The 17,886-nt window shown below is 65.1% G+C and carries 16 protein-coding genes and 1 tRNA gene; 10 read left to right on the top strand and 7 right to left on the bottom strand.

Going from position 1 to position 17,886, the window contains the following annotated elements:
• Positions 1-10 precede the first annotated feature (10 nt).
• Together AAV94_RS13930 and AAV94_RS13925 are read left to right on the top strand one after the other, a co-directional pair.
• Complete coding sequence (locus AAV94_RS13930; RefSeq protein ID WP_046742806.1) at positions 11-1,756, top strand: DEAD/DEAH box helicase; 1,746 nt, start codon at positions 11-13, stop codon at positions 1,754-1,756.
• Between the two features lie 66 nt (positions 1,757-1,822).
• The gene (locus AAV94_RS13925; RefSeq protein WP_046742805.1) at positions 1,823-3,868 is read left to right on the top strand and encodes a DEAD/DEAH box helicase; all 2,046 of its coding nucleotides are present in this window, start codon (positions 1,823-1,825) and stop codon (positions 3,866-3,868) included.
• A gap of 37 nt (positions 3,869-3,905) precedes the next feature.
• Here AAV94_RS13925 and AAV94_RS13920 read toward each other — a convergent pair.
• The 6 genes from AAV94_RS13920 to cysS all read right to left on the bottom strand — a co-directional run bounded on the left by AAV94_RS13920 (position 3,906) and on the right by cysS (position 9,612).
• Positions 3,906-3,998 (bottom strand) — tRNA-Ser (locus AAV94_RS13920).
• Between the two features lie 60 nt (positions 3,999-4,058).
• On the bottom strand, positions 4,059-5,360 hold the full coding sequence (locus AAV94_RS13915; protein WP_046742804.1) for an aspartate kinase: 1,302 nt from the start codon (positions 5,358-5,360) through the stop codon (positions 4,059-4,061).
• Positions 5,361-5,427: 67 nt separating this feature from the next.
• A complete protein-coding gene (tilS, locus tag AAV94_RS13910) occupies positions 5,428-6,387 on the bottom strand; it encodes a tRNA lysidine(34) synthetase TilS (protein ID WP_046742803.1) in 960 nt (319 codons plus the stop codon).
• A gap of 36 nt (positions 6,388-6,423) precedes the next feature.
• A complete protein-coding gene (locus AAV94_RS13905) occupies positions 6,424-7,410 on the bottom strand; it encodes an acetyl-CoA carboxylase carboxyltransferase subunit alpha (RefSeq protein ID WP_046742802.1) in 987 nt (328 codons plus the stop codon).
• Positions 7,411-7,483: 73 nt separating this feature from the next.
• Complete coding sequence (locus AAV94_RS13900; RefSeq protein ID WP_084824948.1) at positions 7,484-8,218, bottom strand: DNA-3-methyladenine glycosylase family protein; 735 nt, start codon at positions 8,216-8,218, stop codon at positions 7,484-7,486.
• Positions 8,215-9,612 (bottom strand): cysteine--tRNA ligase, encoded by a 1,398-nt coding sequence (cysS, locus tag AAV94_RS13895; protein ID WP_046742801.1) that lies wholly within the window; start codon positions 9,610-9,612, stop codon positions 8,215-8,217. The genes AAV94_RS13900 and cysS overlap by 4 nt, the downstream gene beginning before the upstream one ends.
• 250 nt (positions 9,613-9,862) lie before the next feature.
• On the opposite strand from cysS, the gene AAV94_RS13890 reads away from it, so the two are divergent.
• The 4 genes from AAV94_RS13890 (at position 9,863) to AAV94_RS13875 (ending at position 12,569) form a co-directional block, all read left to right on the top strand.
• Complete coding sequence (locus AAV94_RS13890; protein WP_046742800.1) at positions 9,863-10,414, top strand: tetratricopeptide repeat protein; 552 nt, start codon at positions 9,863-9,865, stop codon at positions 10,412-10,414.
• Between the two features lie 128 nt (positions 10,415-10,542).
• On the top strand, positions 10,543-11,136 hold the full coding sequence (locus AAV94_RS13885; protein ID WP_046742878.1) for a peptidylprolyl isomerase: 594 nt from the start codon (positions 10,543-10,545) through the stop codon (positions 11,134-11,136).
• A 72-nt stretch (positions 11,137-11,208) separates the two neighbouring features.
• Positions 11,209-11,706 carry a peptidylprolyl isomerase gene (locus AAV94_RS13880; protein WP_046742799.1) on the top strand — a complete coding sequence of 166 codons (498 nt, stop codon included), beginning with the start codon at positions 11,209-11,211 and terminating at the stop codon, positions 11,704-11,706.
• A 14-nt stretch (positions 11,707-11,720) separates the two neighbouring features.
• The gene (locus AAV94_RS13875) at positions 11,721-12,569 is read left to right on the top strand and encodes a UDP-2,3-diacylglucosamine diphosphatase (RefSeq protein WP_407927323.1); all 849 of its coding nucleotides are present in this window, start codon (positions 11,721-11,723) and stop codon (positions 12,567-12,569) included.
• 73 nt (positions 12,570-12,642) lie between these two features.
• Here AAV94_RS13875 and AAV94_RS13870 read toward each other — a convergent pair whose 3' ends face one another.
• Positions 12,643-13,482, bottom strand: coding sequence for a siderophore-interacting protein (locus AAV94_RS13870; protein WP_046742798.1), 840 nt, complete (start codon positions 13,480-13,482; stop codon positions 12,643-12,645).
• A 215-nt stretch (positions 13,483-13,697) separates the two neighbouring features.
• On the opposite strand from AAV94_RS13870, the gene AAV94_RS13865 reads away from it, so the two are divergent.
• The 4 genes from AAV94_RS13865 to AAV94_RS13850 all read left to right on the top strand — a co-directional run bounded on the left by AAV94_RS13865 (position 13,698) and on the right by AAV94_RS13850 (position 17,880).
• Positions 13,698-15,044 carry an APC family permease gene (locus AAV94_RS13865; RefSeq protein ID WP_046742876.1) on the top strand — a complete coding sequence of 449 codons (1,347 nt, stop codon included), beginning with the start codon at positions 13,698-13,700 and terminating at the stop codon, positions 15,042-15,044.
• Positions 15,045-15,086: 42 nt separating this feature from the next.
• Entirely contained in the window at positions 15,087-15,983 is an 897-nt protein-coding gene (locus tag AAV94_RS13860) for a class I SAM-dependent methyltransferase (protein WP_046742797.1), read from the top strand.
• Positions 15,984-16,154: 171 nt separating this feature from the next.
• Positions 16,155-16,886, top strand: coding sequence for a bifunctional demethylmenaquinone methyltransferase/2-methoxy-6-polyprenyl-1,4-benzoquinol methylase UbiE (gene ubiE / locus AAV94_RS13855; protein WP_046742796.1), 732 nt, complete (start codon positions 16,155-16,157; stop codon positions 16,884-16,886).
• Between the two features lie 148 nt (positions 16,887-17,034).
• Positions 17,035-17,880, top strand: coding sequence for a ProQ/FINO family protein (locus tag AAV94_RS13850; protein WP_052755071.1), 846 nt, complete (start codon positions 17,035-17,037; stop codon positions 17,878-17,880).
• The last annotated feature ends 6 nt before the right edge of the window (positions 17,881-17,886 follow it).

Below are 17,886 nucleotides of genomic sequence, written 5' to 3'. Positions count from 1 at the left end.
ACACCTTCGTATGCGTAGCCTCTCGCTGTTGACCAGTCTGCGCCAGCTCGTGCACGACGAGCGCGACACCGCCTTTGCCGAGCTGTTTCACACATGGGAGCAGCCGCTGCAGGAGAAGCTGCGCAAGGGGCTGACGCAGGGCTTCAGTAAGCTGGAGCAAGGCCCGGAACCAGGCACCCTGTGGGCCTATCCTGACGAGTCGGAATCGCGCTTTCGCGAAGGCGATCTGCTGTGCCTGCACGAGGGCAATGCGCTGGAGCCGCTGTGCCGCCAGGCATTCTTCGAAAGCGAGGAGGACGACCGCTGGCTGCTGCGCAGCAGACAGGCGGCGACTGCCTGGGCCGACTATGCAGGCAGCGCCTGCTACGCCGACCCAGACGTCATGGATCTGACGGACTATTACGAACAAGCCCTGCAGGACATCGCCACCACGGCCATCGGCCAGGAGGTCATATTGCCCCTGCTGGACGGCACGCTGGACATCACCTTTGACGATGACGACATGGACGAGGCGATGTGCGTGGCACGCAGCGAGGACTACAACGCCAGGCAGGCTGACGCTGTCAGCTGGGCGCATGGTGCGCACCATGTGGCCTGCATCCAGGGGCCACCCGGCACGGGCAAGACCCGGGTGCTCGGCTTGATCGCCCGTCTGGCCGTCGCGCGCGGCGAGCGCGTGCTGGTGACCTCGCATACGCACATGGCCATCAACAACGCACTCAACAAGATTCACGCCCAGGGTGTCCCGGTCGTCAAGGTAGGCCGCACCACACAATGCAAGGAGCTGGACAGGCAAATTCCCTGTGTGGAAGGCCTGGATGCGTGGGAGGAGCGCCCGAGCGGCGCCGGCTATGTGGTTGGCGCCACACCGTTTGCGACCTGTTCACTCCGACGCCTTGGCCACTACACGTTCGACACCGTACTCTTTGACGAGGCCAGCCAGATCACCATTCCGCTGGCGTTGATGGCCATGCGCAAGGCCAGGCGCTACATTTTCATCGGCGACCAGAAGCAACTGCCGCCCGTATTGCTGTCGCGCTCGGTGCTGGACAAACAAGCGCATGCCATCTTTTCACGCCTGACAGCGCCGGACGCCGACCATCTGGTCATGCTCGACGAGACCTACCGCATGAACCAATGGCTGACGCAGTGGCCCAGCCAGACATACTATGACGGGCAGCTGCGCGCCGCTGGCCCGAATGCGCGGCGCAGGCTTGCCCTGGCGTCGGCCCGCGCCATACCACGCCATCTGCACCCCGCGCTGTGCGGGGAAGACTGCGCCATCTTCGTTCCCAGCCTTGGCACGCACTGCCGCACCGTCAATGCGCAGGATGCGGATCTGGTGGTCGAACTTTGCAAGGCCCTGATCGGCGCAGGCCTGCCCGCTTCAGAGATCGGCATCGTCAGCCCCTACCGCGCGCAAGGCCGGTGCATCCGCCGCGGCCTGCGCGCGCAGCTTGGTTCGACCGTGGCGCACGGTATCGTCGCCGACACCGTCGAACGCATGCAAGGGCAGGAACGTGAAGTTGTCATCCTGTCATTGACCAGCACGGATCCCGCATTCATCGCCATGGTGGCGCCATTCCTGTTCCAGCCCGAGCGGCTCAACGTCTCCATTACCCGCGCCAAGACCAAGCTCATCGTCATCGGACCGGAACCTGTGACGGCACCTGCCGGGTCAGATCCTGCGGTGCAGCAGTGGCTTGCGCAGTACCGCGATTTGATTACGTATTGCCGGCGCGCGCCGCTGCCGTGACACTTTCCTGTTTATGATCGCCTGGCGCCACTGCGCGTGCAGGACCATCATGAACGAGCATCCGGCATGGCCATATTCATTCCCGAGAAAATCGGTGCCAAGGGCGCCAAAGCCATCCATATCAAACGCACGCTGAGCGCGCTCGACGATGCACACGTCGTGCGCACGCCGTTTGCGCGCCAGCAGTGGCTGCCGGACTTTTTCATCCAGCATGCCAAAAATGGCTGGTTGGCAATTGCCGTGTCCGATACGCCGTTCTCGGCGATTCCCCAGGCACAGCTGTTCAGCCATGACCAGCCGACTCCGTTCGAGGAACTGCTACAGCGCTTTCATGCCTTCTCCTGCGCCACCGCCCAGCCTGGCGAGACGCCGCTCAAGAAGCTGATCCTCATGTGGAAGTGCAACACGCAGCAGGTGCAGCACATCAGCACCCGCTATGCACACAAATACGGCGTAACCTTCATCTCACGGGATGCGTTCCACCAGGGAGGCGCACAACTCATCTCGCGCATCCTTGCCCCCGTCAGCACCCGACAAACCGCCATGCTGCTTGGCAGCTGCTTTCCGGAGGCGGAAATCGCGCCCGCCAGCACCACGCACAGACTGTTTCGCCGCGATAACTCCGCCTCCCTGGGCCGATACTTTCTCGACTATGACCAGGAGTGGGCCGCCAAGCTCGACCTGCAGCAGCCCGAAGACGTGACCGATGCCGGCAAGGATTTCTCACTGCGGCTGGTCAATGGCGTTGCCGGCAGCGGCAAGACGCTGATCGCACTGTCGCGGGCGCTGCTGCTGGCCGAACTCCATCCGGATCAGCAAGTGCTGGTACTCATCCACAACGCCCCCATCGTCGCCGATGTCCAGGCCAGACTGCTGCAGACCCGCTCGGCGCTGCCAGCCAACGTGACGATCACCACATTCTTTGCCTGGGCGCGCCAGCAATGGACGCGGCTTTACCAGCGCCAGCCCGATTGCGCCAGCGCGCAGGAGGCCGAGCGCCTCATCGCACGCCTGCGCCAGCAATGGCCTGCGTTGACGCAGCCCGACGCCATCCTGCTGGAGGAGCTGGACTTCATCAATGAAAACCTGATCGCCGAGCTGCCGGCGTATCTGCAAGCCAGCCGCACGGGTCGTGGCTTTGCGCTGCGCGAGAAAGAGCGCACTGCCGTGTGGGCACTCTACGAAGCCGTCACGCGCACGCTGGCGCGGCCGCCCAGGCGAGCCATGCTCTGGAGCGCCATGCCCCGCGACATCTGCATGGCTGCGGATCACGCGGCGATGCAGCGCGCAGACCATGTCCTGATCGACGAAGCGCAGTTCTTTGCGCCTGCGTGGTTCCAGGCCGTACGCCACGGCATGCGCCAGCAGGGCAGCCTGTTCCTGTGTGCAGACCCGAATCAGGGCTTCATGAAAAGCCGGTTGAGCTGGAAGAGCGTCGGCCTGGAAGTCGCAGGCCGCACCAAGAAACTGCGCCGCTCCTACCGCACGACGCAGGCCATCCTCACTGCCGCCAACCAGATCCTGCAGCAGCACTCAACCAGCGACAGCGACGACTTCCTGCAGCCAGACCTGACAGGGATGGAACCTGGCCAGCCCCCTGTGCTGGTGCAATGCGACAGCGTGCAGGACTGCATCGAGAAACTCATCAACGAGATGCAGGCTGCCCACCGGGACCACGCGCTGAGCCTGGCCGACATGCTGGTCGTCTATGGCAGTCGCGTCAGCGCTTACGCCCTTTACGAGCAGCTGGGCAGGCACTTCGGCGGCGAGACCGTGTGGTGGTTCAACAAGTCCGAAACACGCAGGCAGCCTCCGGCGGGCTACGGACGCGCTTACCTGCGCATGGCCAACGTCGACACGGCCACCGGGCTGGAGGCGGGCGTCGTGTTTCTGGTCGGTGTCGAAGAGCTGGTATCGGCGGCTGCCTTGGCAGATGCGCAGGCCAGGGACCACAGCGCCGCCATAGAAGCACGCGCGCGCAAACTCTACATGGCAATGACCCGCGCCGGGCAATCGCTCGTGCTGCTGACCTGCGAGCGCGTCGCGCCGGAAATCGCCCGCGCGTTCGCGGCGACAGCCCCACTGCCCCAGGCCAGCACCCCGCAGACATGAAAAAACCACCCGCAGGTGGTTTTTTATGGATCGCTTTTGGCGGAGACGGAGGGATTCGAACCCTCGATGCAGCTCATCACCGCATACTCCCTTAGCAGGGGAGCACCTTCGGCCTCTCGGTCACGTCTCCGCTTGAATCCGGCATTATGCCCGACTTTCGTGACAGTTCAGACAAATCTGTGCCTATGCGTCACTTTTCATCGTTGCGCTTGGGCACTTCGATGCTGGTCTCGCCATCCAGACCAAAGGCTGTGTGCAGCGCGCGCACGGCCAGCTCGACGTACTTCTCGTCAATCACCACCGAGGTCTTGATTTCCGAAGTGGAGATCATCTGGATGTTGATGCCCTCCTGGCTGAGTGCACGGAACATCGTGCTGGCGACACCTGCATGGCTTTTCATGCCGATGCCCACAATGCTGACCTTACTGATGTGGGTGTTGCCGACCACGCTGGTGCCCTCACCGAGTTGCGGCAGCACCTGCTCATTGAGCAGCTTGATGGTGCGCTCGTAATCACCCCGGCTGACGGTGAAGCTGAAGTCGGTCTTGCCGTCCTTGCTGAGATTCTGGATGATGACGTCCACTTCGATGTTGGCGTCGGCAACAGCGCCGAGAATGGCGTGCGCGATGCCGGGCTTGTCCGGCACACCCAGTACGGAAACCTTGGCCTCATCGCGGGTGAAGGCGATGCCCGATACGACTGCTTTTTCCATTTTTTCGTCTTCCTCGAAGGTGATGAGTGTGCCCGACCGTGACTCCTCGGCCAGATCGATGTCCCACGGGGTGAAGCTCGAGAGCACGCGCAGCGGCACGTGGTACTTGCCGGCAAATTCCACCGAGCGGATCTGCAGCACTTTCGAGCCAAGGCTGGCCAGCTCCAGCATTTCCTCGAAGCTGATGGTCTTCAGGCGCTGGGCATTGGGCACCACGCGCGGGTCGGTGGTGTAGACGCCGTCAACGTCGGTATAGATCAGGCACTCGTCGGCCTTGATCGCCGCAGCGATGGCCACTGCCGATGTATCGCTGCCGCCGCGCCCTAGGGTGGTGATGTTGCCCGACGCGTCGATACCCTGAAAGCCGGTGACGATAACGACCCGCCCCGCGTCCAGTTCCCGATGAATGCGCTCGCCATCGATGGACTCGATGCGTGCCTTCATGTAACTGCTGTCGGTGCGCACCGGCACCTGCCAGCCAGTAAAGCTGACAGCGGCCTGCCCCTCGGCCTGCAGAGCAATGGCCAGCAGCGCCGACGATGCCTGCTCGCCGGTGGCCGCCAGCGCGTCGAGCTCGCGGCGCGACGCACTGGTGCGCTCCTTGGGCTCAAGTTCCGCGGCCAGGCCCAGCAGCCGATTGGTTTCGCCGCTCATGGCACTGGGCACGACGACGACGCGATGACCTGCGGCAACCCATTTCTTGACGCGCTTGGCGACGTTGCGGATGCGCTCGGTGGTGCCCATGGAGGTGCCACCGTACTTGTGAACAATCAATGCCATTTCGAGCTTCAGGGTTAGGGCGGACCGGTGTCGCTGGCAGCCGGCGCCGCACAAGGCGCAAAGCCGGCTATTTTAGCCACAGCAAATGCGCCCCCTGGCGCTTCACATGGCCATCGGCCACTTTGAGATCAATGGCGTGTCCTCGCGTCGTGCACGCGGCCAGCTGGCGCTGCAGCTCCCGAAGCTGCGCCGCGCTGGGCGTGACACCGTGCATGGCATTCAGCCAGTAGCGCAGCAGGTTGGCCTGGCGCGCCGGGGAAAGCTGTTGCAGCGCTGCAATGCGCGGAGGCAGGCCGCTGTGCTGCGCGTCCTGCTGCGCCACCTCCTGCAGCAGGGCCTGCGCCTGCGCAGCGTGTTGGCTGCTGCGGGCGAAGGTCGTGCGAAACATCGGAAAGACCGCCTGCAGCGCCGGCAGCACCTGGTGGCGGATGCGGTTGCGCGTGTAAGCCAGATCGGCATTGGTGGGATCTTCCATCCACGATTGCCCACGCGCGGCCAGCCATTCACGCAGTGCCTGGCCGGGCACCTGCAGAAAGGGGCGGTACCAGTCGAATCCATCGCGCTGCCAGTGCCCCGGCATGGCCGCCAGCCCGGGCAGGCCGGCTCCACGGCTGAGCGCCAGCAGCAGCGTCTCGACCTGGTCATCGGCATGCTGGGCCAGCGCGATCGACGCAACCGGGCGCTGCAGCCTCGCGGTCAGCGCGTGCGCACCGGCCGTCAGTGCCCGATAGCGCGCCTTGCGCGCAGCATCTTCAGGACTCTGGCCCCGCGCATGCCGGGCCTGGCAATGCACCACTTCCAGCGGAACATCGTGCTCGGTGCACAGTCTCCGGCAGAACTGCGCAAAGTCGTCGGCAGCAGCCTGCAGGCCGTGGTGTACATGGATGGCTGCAACCTGCCCCGGCCAGCGCTGCTGGCATGCCAGCACAAGTGCGGTCGAGTCTGCCCCGCCGCTGAACGCCACAGCCAGTGGCAGCCTAGGGTTAAAGCCCTTCAGGGCCTGTTCGATGCCGTCGGCAGCGCTCATGCCTTCGCATGCACCGACCGCGGCGCCGCGGCGGTCTCAGCGGCGCGACTTGCCAGCCAGCGTTTCATTGAACTTGCCGTAACTGAGCAGGCGCTGATGGCGGCGTTCAAGCAACGCGTCGGTGGACAGCTCCTGCAGCTCGGCCAGGCTGCGCTCAAGCTGGCGCTTGAGCTGGTAGGCCATCATCTTGTGATCGCGGTGCGCGCCGCCCAGCGGTTCATCCACCACCGTATCGATCAAGCCCAGCGTCTTCAGCCGGTCGGCCGTGATGCCCAGGGCGGCAGCGGCTTCCTCGGCCTTTTCACTGGTCTTCCAGAGAATGGAGGCGCAGCCTTCCGGGCTGATGACCGAATAGACCGAGTACTGCAGCATGATGACCGCATCGGCAACACTGATGGCTAGCGCGCCGCCCGAGCCGCCCTCACCGATGATGGTGGAGATGATGGGCGTGCGCAGCTGCGCCATCTCGAAGATGTTGCGGCCAATGGCCTCGGACTGATTGCGCTCCTCGGCCTCAATGCCCGGATAGGCGCCAGGCGTGTCGACAAAGGTGAACACCGGCAGACGGAACTTCTCGCCCAGCTTCATCAGGCGCAATGCCTTGCGGTAGCCCTCGGGCTTGGTCATGCCGAAGTTGCGGCGCGCACGTTCCTTGGTGTCGCGCCCCTTCTGGTGGCCGATGACCACGCAGGGCTGGCCTTCAAGCCGCGCCAGTCCACCGACGATGGAGTTGTCGTCAGCAAAGTGCCGGTCACCGTGCAGCTCAGTGAAATCGGTGAAGATCTCGCGCACATAGTCCAGCGTGTAGGGCCGGTCGGCATGGCGGGCGACCTTGGTCGTCTGCCAGGGCGTGAGGTTCTTGTAGATGTCGCGCGTGAGCTGCTGGCTTTTCTTGGCCAGCTGCTCCAGCTCCGCCGCGAGATTGACCGATTCATGCCCGTCGTTGACGGTGCGCAGCTCCTCGATGCGCTGCTCCAGATCGGCAATGGGTTGTTCAAAGTCCAGATAGGTTTTCTTGGCCATGGTGTCGGTGGTTGGGCGGCGCCGGCCGCCTGGGCAATCGGGCCATTTTATAGAAGCGGCAATAGGGCAGCGGTCAATACGCCTGCGGCTCGGCCAGCGAGCGCCACATATACCAGGTTGCAACGGTGCGATAGGGCTTCCAGGCCTGCGCCACCTCGCGCGCGTCACTGCGCGTGACGGGCTCGCCGGAGAAATAGTTGCGGCTGATGCCCTGGATCAGGCCCGCGTCATCCAGGGGCAGCACGTTCGGGCGCAGCATGTGGAACATCAGGAACATCTCGGCAGTCCAGCGGCCGATGCCACGCACGGCCACAAGCTGGGCGATGATGGCCTCGTCTTCCAGCTGCGGCCAGTCCTGCACGTTGAGCAAGCCCTGGTCGAAGTGGTGCGCCAGGTCGCGCAGATATTCGGCCTTGCGCTGCGACAGACCCAGCGCGCGCAGCGCATCCGTCTGCAGCGCCAGCACCGCCGATGGCGTCACGGCAGCGCCTGCGGCCACGCCCTGCGCAACGCGCGCCCACACGGCCGCTGCCGCCTTGGTGGAGATCTGCTGGCCGACGATGCTGCGCGCCAGCGTCTCGAACGCGTCGCCGCGCGACTGCAGGCTCATGCCGGGATAGCGCGGGATGATCCTGCGCAGGATCCGGTCCTTCTTGACAAGATGCCGGCATGCCTCATCCCAGTAATCGGGCTTGCCCTCGGCGGGGAGATCCGGCTGGGTCACAGTGGTCGCACGGTCTGCAACGGCTTGGTGCTGTGGTGATGCAGCACGGTTCGATGCATGGACACCGGTTTTCGATGCGATCATGACAGCGCAAGCTCCCAGGTCGTGCCCTGCGGCGTGTCCTTGAGCACCACGCCCTGGGCCAGCAGCTGCGCACGGATCGCATCGGCGCGGGCAAAATCGCGGGCCTTCTTGGCAGCGGCGCGCTCGGCAATCAGCGCCTCGACGGCTGCGGCATCCATCCCCTGCGTCTGTCCCCGCAGGAACTCGCCTGGCGGGCGCTGCAAAATGCCGAGCACTCCGCCCAGCGCCCGCAGCAGTCCCGCCAGCTGTGCGTCCCCGGTGCGGTTGACTTCGCCAGCCAGCTCGAACAGCACCGCCACCGCCTCGGGCGTGCCGAAGTCCTCGTTCATCGCCGCGGCAAAGCGGGCAACATGCGGCTCGCTCCAGTCGATCTGCGCCGGGGCCTGCGGCGCTACCGCATCCAGTGCGGTGTACAGGCGCCGCAGCGCAGCTCGCGCATCCTTCAGATGCACATCGCTGTAGGCCAGCGGGCTGCGGTAGTGGCTGCGCAGGATGAAAAAGCGTACCGTCTCGGCATCGAACTGCTTGAGCACGTCACGGATGGTGAAGAAGTTGCCCAGGCTCTTGGACATCTTCTCGTTGTCGACGTTGATGAAGCCATTGTGCATCCAGACATTGGCCGGCGGCTTGCCGTTGGCGCCCTCGCTCTGCGCGATCTCGTTCTCATGGTGCGGAAAGGTCAGGTCGGCACCACCGCCATGGATGTCGAACTGCTCGCCCAGCAGCGCGCAGCCCATGGCCGAGCACTCGATGTGCCAGCCCGGCCGGCCCGCGCCATAGGGGCTGTCCCAGCGCGCCTCGGCGGGCTCATCGGGCTTGGCGCTCTTCCACAGCACGAAGTCCAGCGGATCTTGCTTGCCGTCGAGCACCGCCACGCGCTCGCCGGCGCGCAGCTCTTCCAGCGACTTGCCCGAGAGCTTGCCGTAGCCGGGAAACTTGCGCACCGCAAAGTTCACGTCAGCGGCGCGATCGACACCACCGCTACGGTAGGCCAGCCCCTTGCTCTCAAGCTTGCCGATCATCTGCAGCATGTGGGGCACGTAATCGGTGGCGCGCGGCTCATGCGTGGGCCGCTCCACGCCCAGGGCATCGGCGTCCTCGTGCAGCGCCGCAATCATGCGATCGGTCAGGCTGCGGATGGTTTCGCCGTTCTCGGCGGCGCGGCGGATGATCTTGTCGTCGATATCGGTGATGTTGCGCACGTAGGTCACGCGCAGGCCCGACGCCTTGAGCCAGCGCTGCACCACATCAAAGGCAACCATCGAGCGCGCATGCCCCAGATGGCAATAGTCATACACCGTCATGCCGCATACGTACATGCGCACGTGACCTGGCTCAAGCGGCGTGAAGTCTTGCAGCGAACGCTGCAGGGTGTTGTAGATGCGAAGGCCCATGGCGTGATCTGGTTTCTGTGGGGTCTCGAAATGATTGAACCTGGCTGCAGGTCGCAGGCAGCGCGCCGACCTTCAAGATGGGCTGTAGGGCACGCCGCGCAAAGCGAAACCGGCCATTATCCCGCGTTTGCGCCAGCAGCGCCCGGCCACGGCCCGCGTGCATGGCGTTTCCTATACTATGCTATGGGCTGTTGCCACTCGCGTAACTGCACGCTTGGCGTTCTCTGGCCCGGCATTTTCCATCACACCCATGCTTAACATCTTGCCTTCCCTGTCGGCAGCTCTGGCGCACGGGCTGCGTCGCGCGGCGGCAGCCGTGCTCCTGGCCTGCAGTCTTGCCGGCGCGCTCGCTGCCGCGCAGACGGTGGTGCACCGCGAGATCGCCGCCCAATTGGCCGCCGGCAATGCCCAGGTGGCACTGGAGCAGGCCACGCGTGCACTGGCTGAAACGCCACGCGATCCGCAGCTGCAGTTTCTCAAGGCCAATGCCGAGCTGGCACTGGGTCAGACCGACGCCGCCGCAGCCAGCCTGACGCAGTTGACACAGAACTACCCCGAACTGGCCGAGCCCTGGAACAACCTGGCCGTCATCCGTGCCGGCCAGGGCCGCCTGGATGAGGCGCAGCAGCTGCTGGCGCAGGCGTTGACCAGCAATCCGGACTACGCGGACGCACACCGCAACATGGCCGATGTACTGCTGCAATTGGCCATCCGCCATCTGGAGGCGGCCAACCAGCTGGCGCATCAGGCTGACACGCAGGCACGCCTGCAGGCGCTGCGGGCGCTGGTTGCGCCCCACTGAGCCGAGGCGACCTGGCGGCGATGCCCGTGCCCGGCCCGTCGGGAACTTCCAGCATGCAATGTGGCCTTATCACCGACAGCTTCGCTGCGACGCGCACGGCGCGTGCCTCAACTTCTATCATCGTGACCATGACCAGTACCTCGAAACGTTCCACCCTGCGCGTGCTGCTGACCGGCCTTGTTGCCGCCGCAGTGCTGCACCCCGTCTTCGCACAGGAAGCCGCCAGCGACCTGCCCCGCGTGAAACTGCAAACCACCAAGGGCGACATCGTGGTCGAGCTTGAGCCGCAGAAGGCGCCGCGCACCGTGGAAAACTTTCTCTCCTACGTGGCCGACAAGCACTACGACGGCACGATCTTCCACCGTGTGATCGATGGCTTCATGATTCAGGGCGGCGGCTTCACCGAGGATTTCACGCAAAAGCCCACCCGGGCGCCCATCGTGCTGGAATCCGACAACGGCCTGAAGAACGATCGCGGCACCATTGCCATGGCGCGTACCATGGTGCCCAATTCGGCAACCAGCCAGTTCTTCATCAACGTGGCCAACAACACCCCCTTGAACGCCGGGCCGGGCAACCCTGGCTATGCGGTGTTCGGCAAGGTCATCGAAGGCATGGACGTGGTTGACCAGATCCGGGCCGTGCCCACCACGAGCAAGGGCCCTCACCAGAATGTCCCGGTCACGCCGGTCGTCATCCTCTCTGCCACCCAGATCCAGTAGGCACGCTGCCGCTTTCTCTGGCGTGTCACGATCGCCGCGACGCGCCTTCCCCTCCCTTCATCAAGGACCATCATGAACAACCCCAAGGTAGAACTGCACACCAATCACGGCACCATCACCCTGGAGCTCGACGCCGAGAAGGCGCCGAAATCCACCGCCAACTTCCTCTCCTACGTCAACAACGGCCACTACGACAACACCATCTTCCACCGCGTCATCAGCAATTTCATGATCCAGGGCGGCGGCTTCGCGCCTGGCATGCAGCAAAAGCCCACCGGTGCCGAAATCGAGAACGAAGCCAAGAACGGCCTGAAGAACGACAAGTACACCGTCGCCATGGCACGCACCAGCGCGCCGCATTCGGCCACCGCCCAGTTCTTCATCAACGTGCGCGACAACGACTTTCTCAACTACCCCGGCCAGGATGGCTGGGGCTATGCGGTGTTCGGCAAGGTCGTCGAGGGCACGGAAGTGGTGGACAAGATCAAGGACGTTGCAACCGGCCGCAAGGGCTTTCACGATGATGTGCCCAAGGAAGACGTCGTGATCACCAAAGCTGTTGCGCTCTGAGCGAGCAGCCCGCCATGTCTGACTCCTCGCCGCACCATGCGGGCGGCGCCATGCCGATGACGTTCGCCGAGCTGACGGTGCTGCCATGCGGCGCCAGCAGCCAACCCGGCGTGATCGACTGCCTGGCGGATCTGCATCTGCAACGCAGCCAGCCCAGGACCTGGCAGGCCTTTCGCACTTATCTGGAGGGCACACCGGCCAGCCACATCCTGCTGCTGGGCGATTTGTTCGAAGTCTGGGTGGGGGATGACTGCCTGCAGGAACGCGGCAGCTTCGAGGCCGAGGTCGCGCAGGCGCTGCGCGACTGCACCGCGGGTGGCAAGGCCGTCTACTTCATGCACGGCAACCGTGACTTCGTCATCGGCCAGGATTTCGCCGCTGCCACCGGGGCGCAGCTGCTGCAGGACCCCACCATTCTGCGGGTCCAGGGTGCAGGCGCCTGGCTGCTGTCGCACGGCGATGCACTCTGCACCGATGATCTGCCCTACCAGCAGTTTCGCGCCGTTAGCCGCAATCCGGCGTGGCAGCAGAAGTTTCTCGCCCAGCCACTGGCCGCGCGCCGTGCCTTTGCCGCCAGCATCCGCCACGAAAGCCAGTCACGCAAGCAGGAGCAGGACGCGGCCAGCTACGTCGACCTCAATGCCGATGCCACGCGCGCATGGCTGCACGCCTCTGGCTGCAGCACGCTGATCCACGGCCACACCCACATGCCCGCCAGCCACGATCTGGGCGATGGGCTGCGGCGCATCGTGCTGTCGGATTGGGATCTTGAAGCCCGGCCCGCGCGCGCCGAAGTGCTGCGGCTTGCGCCAGCAGGCACCGGGGACGCCGACTGGCAACGCATCAGCCTGGCCTCAACCTGATGTTCCGCATGTGCCAGGGCGACTGCCGATGGCAGTCGCCCTGGCATTGAGGGGTGCTACGCCGACTTGCCGGCTATTCCACGGTTTCGTGGACGGCGGCGCTGCCAAGGCGCCAATAGCCGCTGGCACGCACGCGCCGCACCGGCCAGCTGTGCTGCGCCACAAGATAGGCGCGCAGCGCCTTGGCCGCGCTGCTTTCGCAGGCAATCCACGCAAACACGTCGCCGGCGGGCAGGCGGGCCTGCTGCAGCGCTTGCAGCAAACCAGCGCCAGGCACCGCCTGCGGCAGGTCCCGGCGGTATATCCAGCGGATCTGCGCCTGTGCACGCGTGGGCAGCGCCACCTCGTCCTGCGGACTCTCCACTTCGGCCAGCACCAGCACGCGCGTGTGTGCGGGCAGCTCCTGCAGGCGCCGCCAGATCGCTGGCAGCGCCGTGTCATCGCCTATCAGGACATGGCCATCGAAGTCGACCGGCAACACGAACGAGCCGCGCGGCCCGCCCACACCAATGATGTCGCCGGGGCGGGCGCGCTCAGCCCAGGCGGTTGCCGGACCGGCCTGGTGCAGCGCAAAGTCGAATACCAGCTCACCCGCCTGCGCATCGTAGGCGCGTGGCGTGTAATCGCGCGCCGCAGGCCTGGGGCCATCACCCCAGACGGGCTTGCCGTCACTGCTGACACTGGGTAGCTGCAGCTGGCCAGTGACCGGATCGGGAAACAGCAGCTTGGCATGGTCATCAAAACCGGGGCTGAAAAAGCCCTGCAACTCTTCGCCGGTCAGGGTAATGCGTAGCAGATGGGGCGTGATCTGCTCGCGGCGCAGAACCTTGAGCCTGCGAAAACGCAAGGGATGGCGCAGGCGCTGCGGCGCGCGCGGATCGGGCATATCAGAAGGCAAGGACGTGTCTGTCATAAGCGCCAGTCTAGCGTCACATGCCATGGCCTACGAAGCGCCAGTTCGCCACGCTGCCGCTACGCGCTACGGCCTGATCGGCGCTGCGGCGCAAATACACCTGCGCGACGGCCAGTATTTCCACTCCCTTACAATTTTTCCAGCGCCAACTCTCCCACTGGCACGTGCCTGCCCCAGGTCGAAACCGGCGCGGCGGTGCATCGCAGGAGCTGCCCATGCCGGATTCCGCCGCGCCAACCGCGCAGGCCAAACCTCAGCCACTGCTGTCGCTGTTCGATGCCGTCACCATCATGGTCGGCCTTGTCGTCGGCATCGGCATTTTCCGCACGCCTGCAACGGTGGCGGGCAGCGTGGATTCAGAGACCATGTTCCTGCTGGTGTGGGTGCTCGGCGGCGTGATCACGCTGATTGGCGCACTGTGCTATGCCGAGCTGGCCAGCGCGCATCCGCATGCCGGCGGCGAATACCACTTTCTCGCGCGGGCCTATGGTCGGCCCGTAGCGTTGCTGTTCGGGTGGGCGCGCTGCACGGTCATCCAGACCGGCTCCATCGCTGCGGTGGCTTTCGCGCTGGGCGACTACGCCCACCAGTTGTGGCCACTCGGCCCTCACGGCCCGGCGTTGTATGCGGCCGTGTCCGTGATCGTCTTCACCGCTGTCAACACCATCGGCACGGTGCAGAGCAAACGGCTGCAAGTTGCGGTGACCTGCATTGAACTGGGTGCCATCGTCGCCATCATTGTGTTCGGCCTGCTCGGCACGCCTGCGGATGCGCCCGTCCCACCACCAATCGTCGACCCGGGCACGGCGGCGCTGGGCATGGCCATGGTATTTGTGCTGCTGACCTATGGCGGCTGGAACGAGGCAGCCTACCTCAGCGGCGAACTCAAGGATCCGCAGCGCAATGTCGCGCGCATGCTGATCATCGGCACGGCCGTACTGGTGGCGCTGTACCTGCTGACCAACTACGCACTGCTGTCCATTCTCGGCCTGGACGGGCTGCGCGGCTCCAGCGTGGTCGCCACCGAGATGATGCAGCATGTGGCCGGCCCCGCTGGCGGCACTGTCGTCGCACTGGCCATCGTGGTGGCAGCGATGTCCACGCTCAATGCCACGATCTTCACCGGTGGGCGTGTTTTCTATGCCATGGCCTGCGACCTGCGCATTGGCCGCTGGATGGGCATCTGGGATGGGCGCGGCAAGACGCCCGCCAATGCCCTGCTCGCCCAGGGACTGTGGGCGCTGGCGCTGATCGCCTTGGCGACGCGCCACCTCGATGGCTTCTCCGCCATGGTCAATTACACCGCCCCAGTGTTCTGGGGCTTCATGCTGCTGGTTGCGCTGGCATTGTTCGTGCTTCGCTGGCGCTATCCGCAGCGCGCGCTGCCCTATCGCGTCCCACTGTACCCGCTGGTGCCCGCGCTGTTCGTGGTGTTCTGCACGTACATGCTGCATTCCGGCCTGCAGTATGCAGGCCAGGCTGGCTGGATCGGGCTGGCTGTGCTGGTGGCGGGGTTGCCCCTGCTGCTGTTCGTCCGGCGTGGCCACGCCATGGACGCCTGAAGCCGCTGCTGACGTTTGTTTCACCCATCAGGAGATCACACCATGCCCCCTTCCCTGTTCCGGTATGCGCTTGCACCCTGCATCGCGCTGACACTGGCTGCTGCGTTGGCGTCCATGCCCGCTGCTGCCGATACCGCCCAGGCAAGTGGCGACGCCACCCACGCGCCCGACTTTCAATACACCCCGGTCGTCGGCCAACCCGGCAAGGACGTGATCTGGGTGCCCACAGCCGACACGCTGGTCGAGCACATGCTCGACATGGCCGCCATCACGCCCGCTGACTTCCTGGTCGACCTCGGCTCCGGGGATGGCCGCACCGTGATCGCCGCAGCGCGCCGTGGCACGCGCGCGCACGGCATCGAGTACAACCCGGACATGGTGGCGCTGTCGCGCAAGAACGCGCATGAGGCAGGCGTGAGCGAGCTGGCCACCTTCGAGCAGGGCGACATCTTCGAGAGCGACTTCTCCAATGCCACGGTCGTCACCCTCTTCCTGCTGCCCGAGCTCAACCTGCGGCTGCGTCCCACCTTGCTTGAGATGGCACCGGGCACGCGGGTCGTCTCCAACTCCTTTCTGATGGGAGACTGGCAACCCGATGATTCCGTCGAGGCCGGCCCCAGCTGCAGCGAATTCTGCAATGCCTACTCCTGGATCGTGCCCGCCAGGGTGGCCGGCACCTGGCAGCTGCAGACTCCCGCACTGGAGGCGCCTGCGACCATGCAGCTGAGCCAGCAGTACCAGCAGATCGAAGGCCACCTGCACGGCAACGATGGCGCGCAACAGGCGCTGACCAACCCGCAACTGCAAGGCGCCGCCATCCGTTTCGAGATCGACGGCGCGCAGTACGTCGGCACGGTCGATGGCAACCGCATGCAGGGTACTATCGTCGGCCAGGCCAATGCGCCATGGCAGGCAACCCGGCAAACGGCGCAGCCGTGACAGGTTGCGGCGGATACGCCCGTTCGCACCGGTTGACACGTCTTGGCAGAAGTCGCTAGCGCAGGCTGTGCAACCGCGCTGATGGGGACGGACACGCGCGCAATGCCCCATGCTTTCGCGCCACGCTTCATAATTGCGCCATCGCGCAGGATTTGCGCAAGGAAGACACGCATGAGCAATACCCATTTCGGTTTCCAGACCGTCGACGAACAGGAAAAGGCCAGCAAGGTCCGTCAGGTGTTCGACTCCGTCGCGCCCAAGTACGACGTGATGAATGACCTCATGTCGGTGGGCCTGCACCGCGCCTGGAAGGCCTACACGGTCCTGGTTGCCAACCTGCGCGAGGGCCAGCGCGCACTGGACATCGCCGCCGGCACGGGCGATCTGGCCCAGGCCTTCGCCAAGCGGGTCGGGCCGACGGGTACGGTGGTGCACACCGACATCAACGAGGCCATGCTGCGCACAGGCCGTGACCGGCTGCTCAATCGTGGGCTGATCTTGCCCACCGTGGTGTGCGATGCCGAGCAACTGCCTTTTCAGGACGGTTATTTCGACGTTGTCAGCGTCGCCTTCGGCCTGCGCAACATGACGCACAAGGAGATTGCCCTGGCGGAAATGCAACGCGTGCTCAAGCCACGCGGCAAACTGCTGGTGCTGGAGTTCTCGCAGATCGCCCCGCCATTGCGCAAGGCGTATGACTGGTACTCCTTTAACGTTTTGCCCAAGATGGGTCAGGCCATCGCCAAGGATGCGGACAGCTACCGCTACCTGGCCGAGTCGATCCGCATGCACCCGGATCAGGCCACGCTCAAGGCCATGATGCATGATGCGGGTTTTGGCCATGTCGACTACCATAACCTGACTGCCGGCATCGCTGCGCTGCACGTTGGCATCAAGTGCTGAGCCCATCCACTGCGCCGTGAGGTTGCAGCAGCGTCTACTGTGCATGGCGCGCCAATGGTGGCATGATGCCGCCCTTTGCCGCGTGCCGCATCCCTGAATGGCCCCCAGTGGGGCCACAGCGCACTTCTCACCGATTTTCCCGCTCACCATGAACGATTCCACGCAGCCTGCGGCCCCCGTTTCTGCGGCGTCCGAGACATCTTCCGCGACCTCGACCGAAACGCCGCGGGCGACCGCCCCCGCGCCTGCTGCCAGCCAGCGGCCCGGGCATGCCGGCCGGCGCAAGGGCAACGCCTCGCCAGCCGCATCGCCGCGCCAGCGCCATCCACTTCTGCAGACACTGGCCGAGCGTTTTCCCGCCGTATTCGGCGCTCAGCCGCTGCCCCTGAAGGTTGGCATCTTCAGCGACCTGCAGCTTGCCCTCGACGGCGAGGATGAGGCGGCACTCAAACTCGCACTGGCGCAGCACACGCGCTCGAATGCCTATCTGCAGGCCGTTGCCAGCGGCAAGCCCCGCCACAACCTCCAGGGAGAAGTCGTCGAGGCCATGGCGCCTGCGCATGTATTTCACGCCCTGACCGAATTGCTGCGTCGGCGTCTGCGGCGCGCGGCCAACGCTGCAGCAGGAGCCCCCGCATCCGGTGCCCGACGCAGGGATGACGGTGACGTCGCCGCACAGTGGCAGTGGTTCGAGCGCCGCCTGAGTCAGGCCATCACGCAGTCCGGCCTGCCAGCGACGGCGTTTGCCGAGGCCGCCTCTACGCGCGATGCGCAGGTCAGGGCCGTGCTGGAGCGTGTCGTCGAGCAGCTCAGCGCACTGGCCGCTCGTGAAGAGGCTATGCTCGCCGCCTATGAGGCGACCGGCGGCACCGTGGCAGACTTTGCCGATACTTACGGACTCAGTACCCAGGAGGCGGGACTGATGCTGGCACGTGCCCGCTTGCGGCGCGATGCCGCTGCCAGCGCAGTGCACGCGCCTGCTGCGGCCACCTGAGCGGCG

It is taken from the genome of Lampropedia cohaerens (genome assembly GCF_001005215.1).
In the GTDB taxonomy this organism is placed as follows: Bacteria; Pseudomonadota; Gammaproteobacteria; order Burkholderiales; family Burkholderiaceae_C; genus Lampropedia; species Lampropedia cohaerens.
This window is presented reverse-complemented; position numbering and strand designations above follow the sequence as displayed.

Bases quoted from the DNA above. Each gene is read 5' to 3' on its own strand.
- AAV94_RS13930 (WP_046742806.1), top strand. From the start codon at position 11: ATGCGTAGCCTCTCGCTGTTGACCAGTCTGCGCCAGCTCGTGCACGAC.
- AAV94_RS13925 (WP_046742805.1), top strand. From the start codon at position 1,823: ATGGCCATATTCATTCCCGAGAAAATCGGTGCCAAGGGCGCCAAAGCC.
- AAV94_RS13915 (WP_046742804.1), bottom strand. From the start codon at position 5,360: ATGGCATTGATTGTTCACAAGTACGGTGGCACCTCCATGGGCACCACC.
- tilS (WP_046742803.1), bottom strand. From the start codon at position 6,387: ATGAGCGCTGCCGACGGCATCGAACAGGCCCTGAAGGGCTTTAACCCT.
- AAV94_RS13905 (WP_046742802.1), bottom strand. From the start codon at position 7,410: ATGGCCAAGAAAACCTATCTGGACTTTGAACAACCCATTGCCGATCTG.
- AAV94_RS13900 (WP_084824948.1), bottom strand. From the start codon at position 8,218: ATGATCGCATCGAAAACCGGTGTCCATGCATCGAACCGTGCTGCATCA.
- cysS (WP_046742801.1), bottom strand. From the start codon at position 9,612: ATGGGCCTTCGCATCTACAACACCCTGCAGCGTTCGCTGCAAGACTTC.
- AAV94_RS13890 (WP_046742800.1), top strand. From the start codon at position 9,863: ATGCTTAACATCTTGCCTTCCCTGTCGGCAGCTCTGGCGCACGGGCTG.
- AAV94_RS13885 (WP_046742878.1), top strand. From the start codon at position 10,543: ATGACCAGTACCTCGAAACGTTCCACCCTGCGCGTGCTGCTGACCGGC.
- AAV94_RS13880 (WP_046742799.1), top strand. From the start codon at position 11,209: ATGAACAACCCCAAGGTAGAACTGCACACCAATCACGGCACCATCACC.
- AAV94_RS13875 (WP_407927323.1), top strand. From the start codon at position 11,721: ATGTCTGACTCCTCGCCGCACCATGCGGGCGGCGCCATGCCGATGACG.
- AAV94_RS13870 (WP_046742798.1), bottom strand. From the start codon at position 13,482: ATGACAGACACGTCCTTGCCTTCTGATATGCCCGATCCGCGCGCGCCG.
- AAV94_RS13865 (WP_046742876.1), top strand. From the start codon at position 13,698: ATGCCGGATTCCGCCGCGCCAACCGCGCAGGCCAAACCTCAGCCACTG.
- AAV94_RS13860 (WP_046742797.1), top strand. From the start codon at position 15,087: ATGCCCCCTTCCCTGTTCCGGTATGCGCTTGCACCCTGCATCGCGCTG.
- ubiE (WP_046742796.1), top strand. From the start codon at position 16,155: ATGAGCAATACCCATTTCGGTTTCCAGACCGTCGACGAACAGGAAAAG.
- AAV94_RS13850 (WP_052755071.1), top strand. From the start codon at position 17,035: ATGAACGATTCCACGCAGCCTGCGGCCCCCGTTTCTGCGGCGTCCGAG.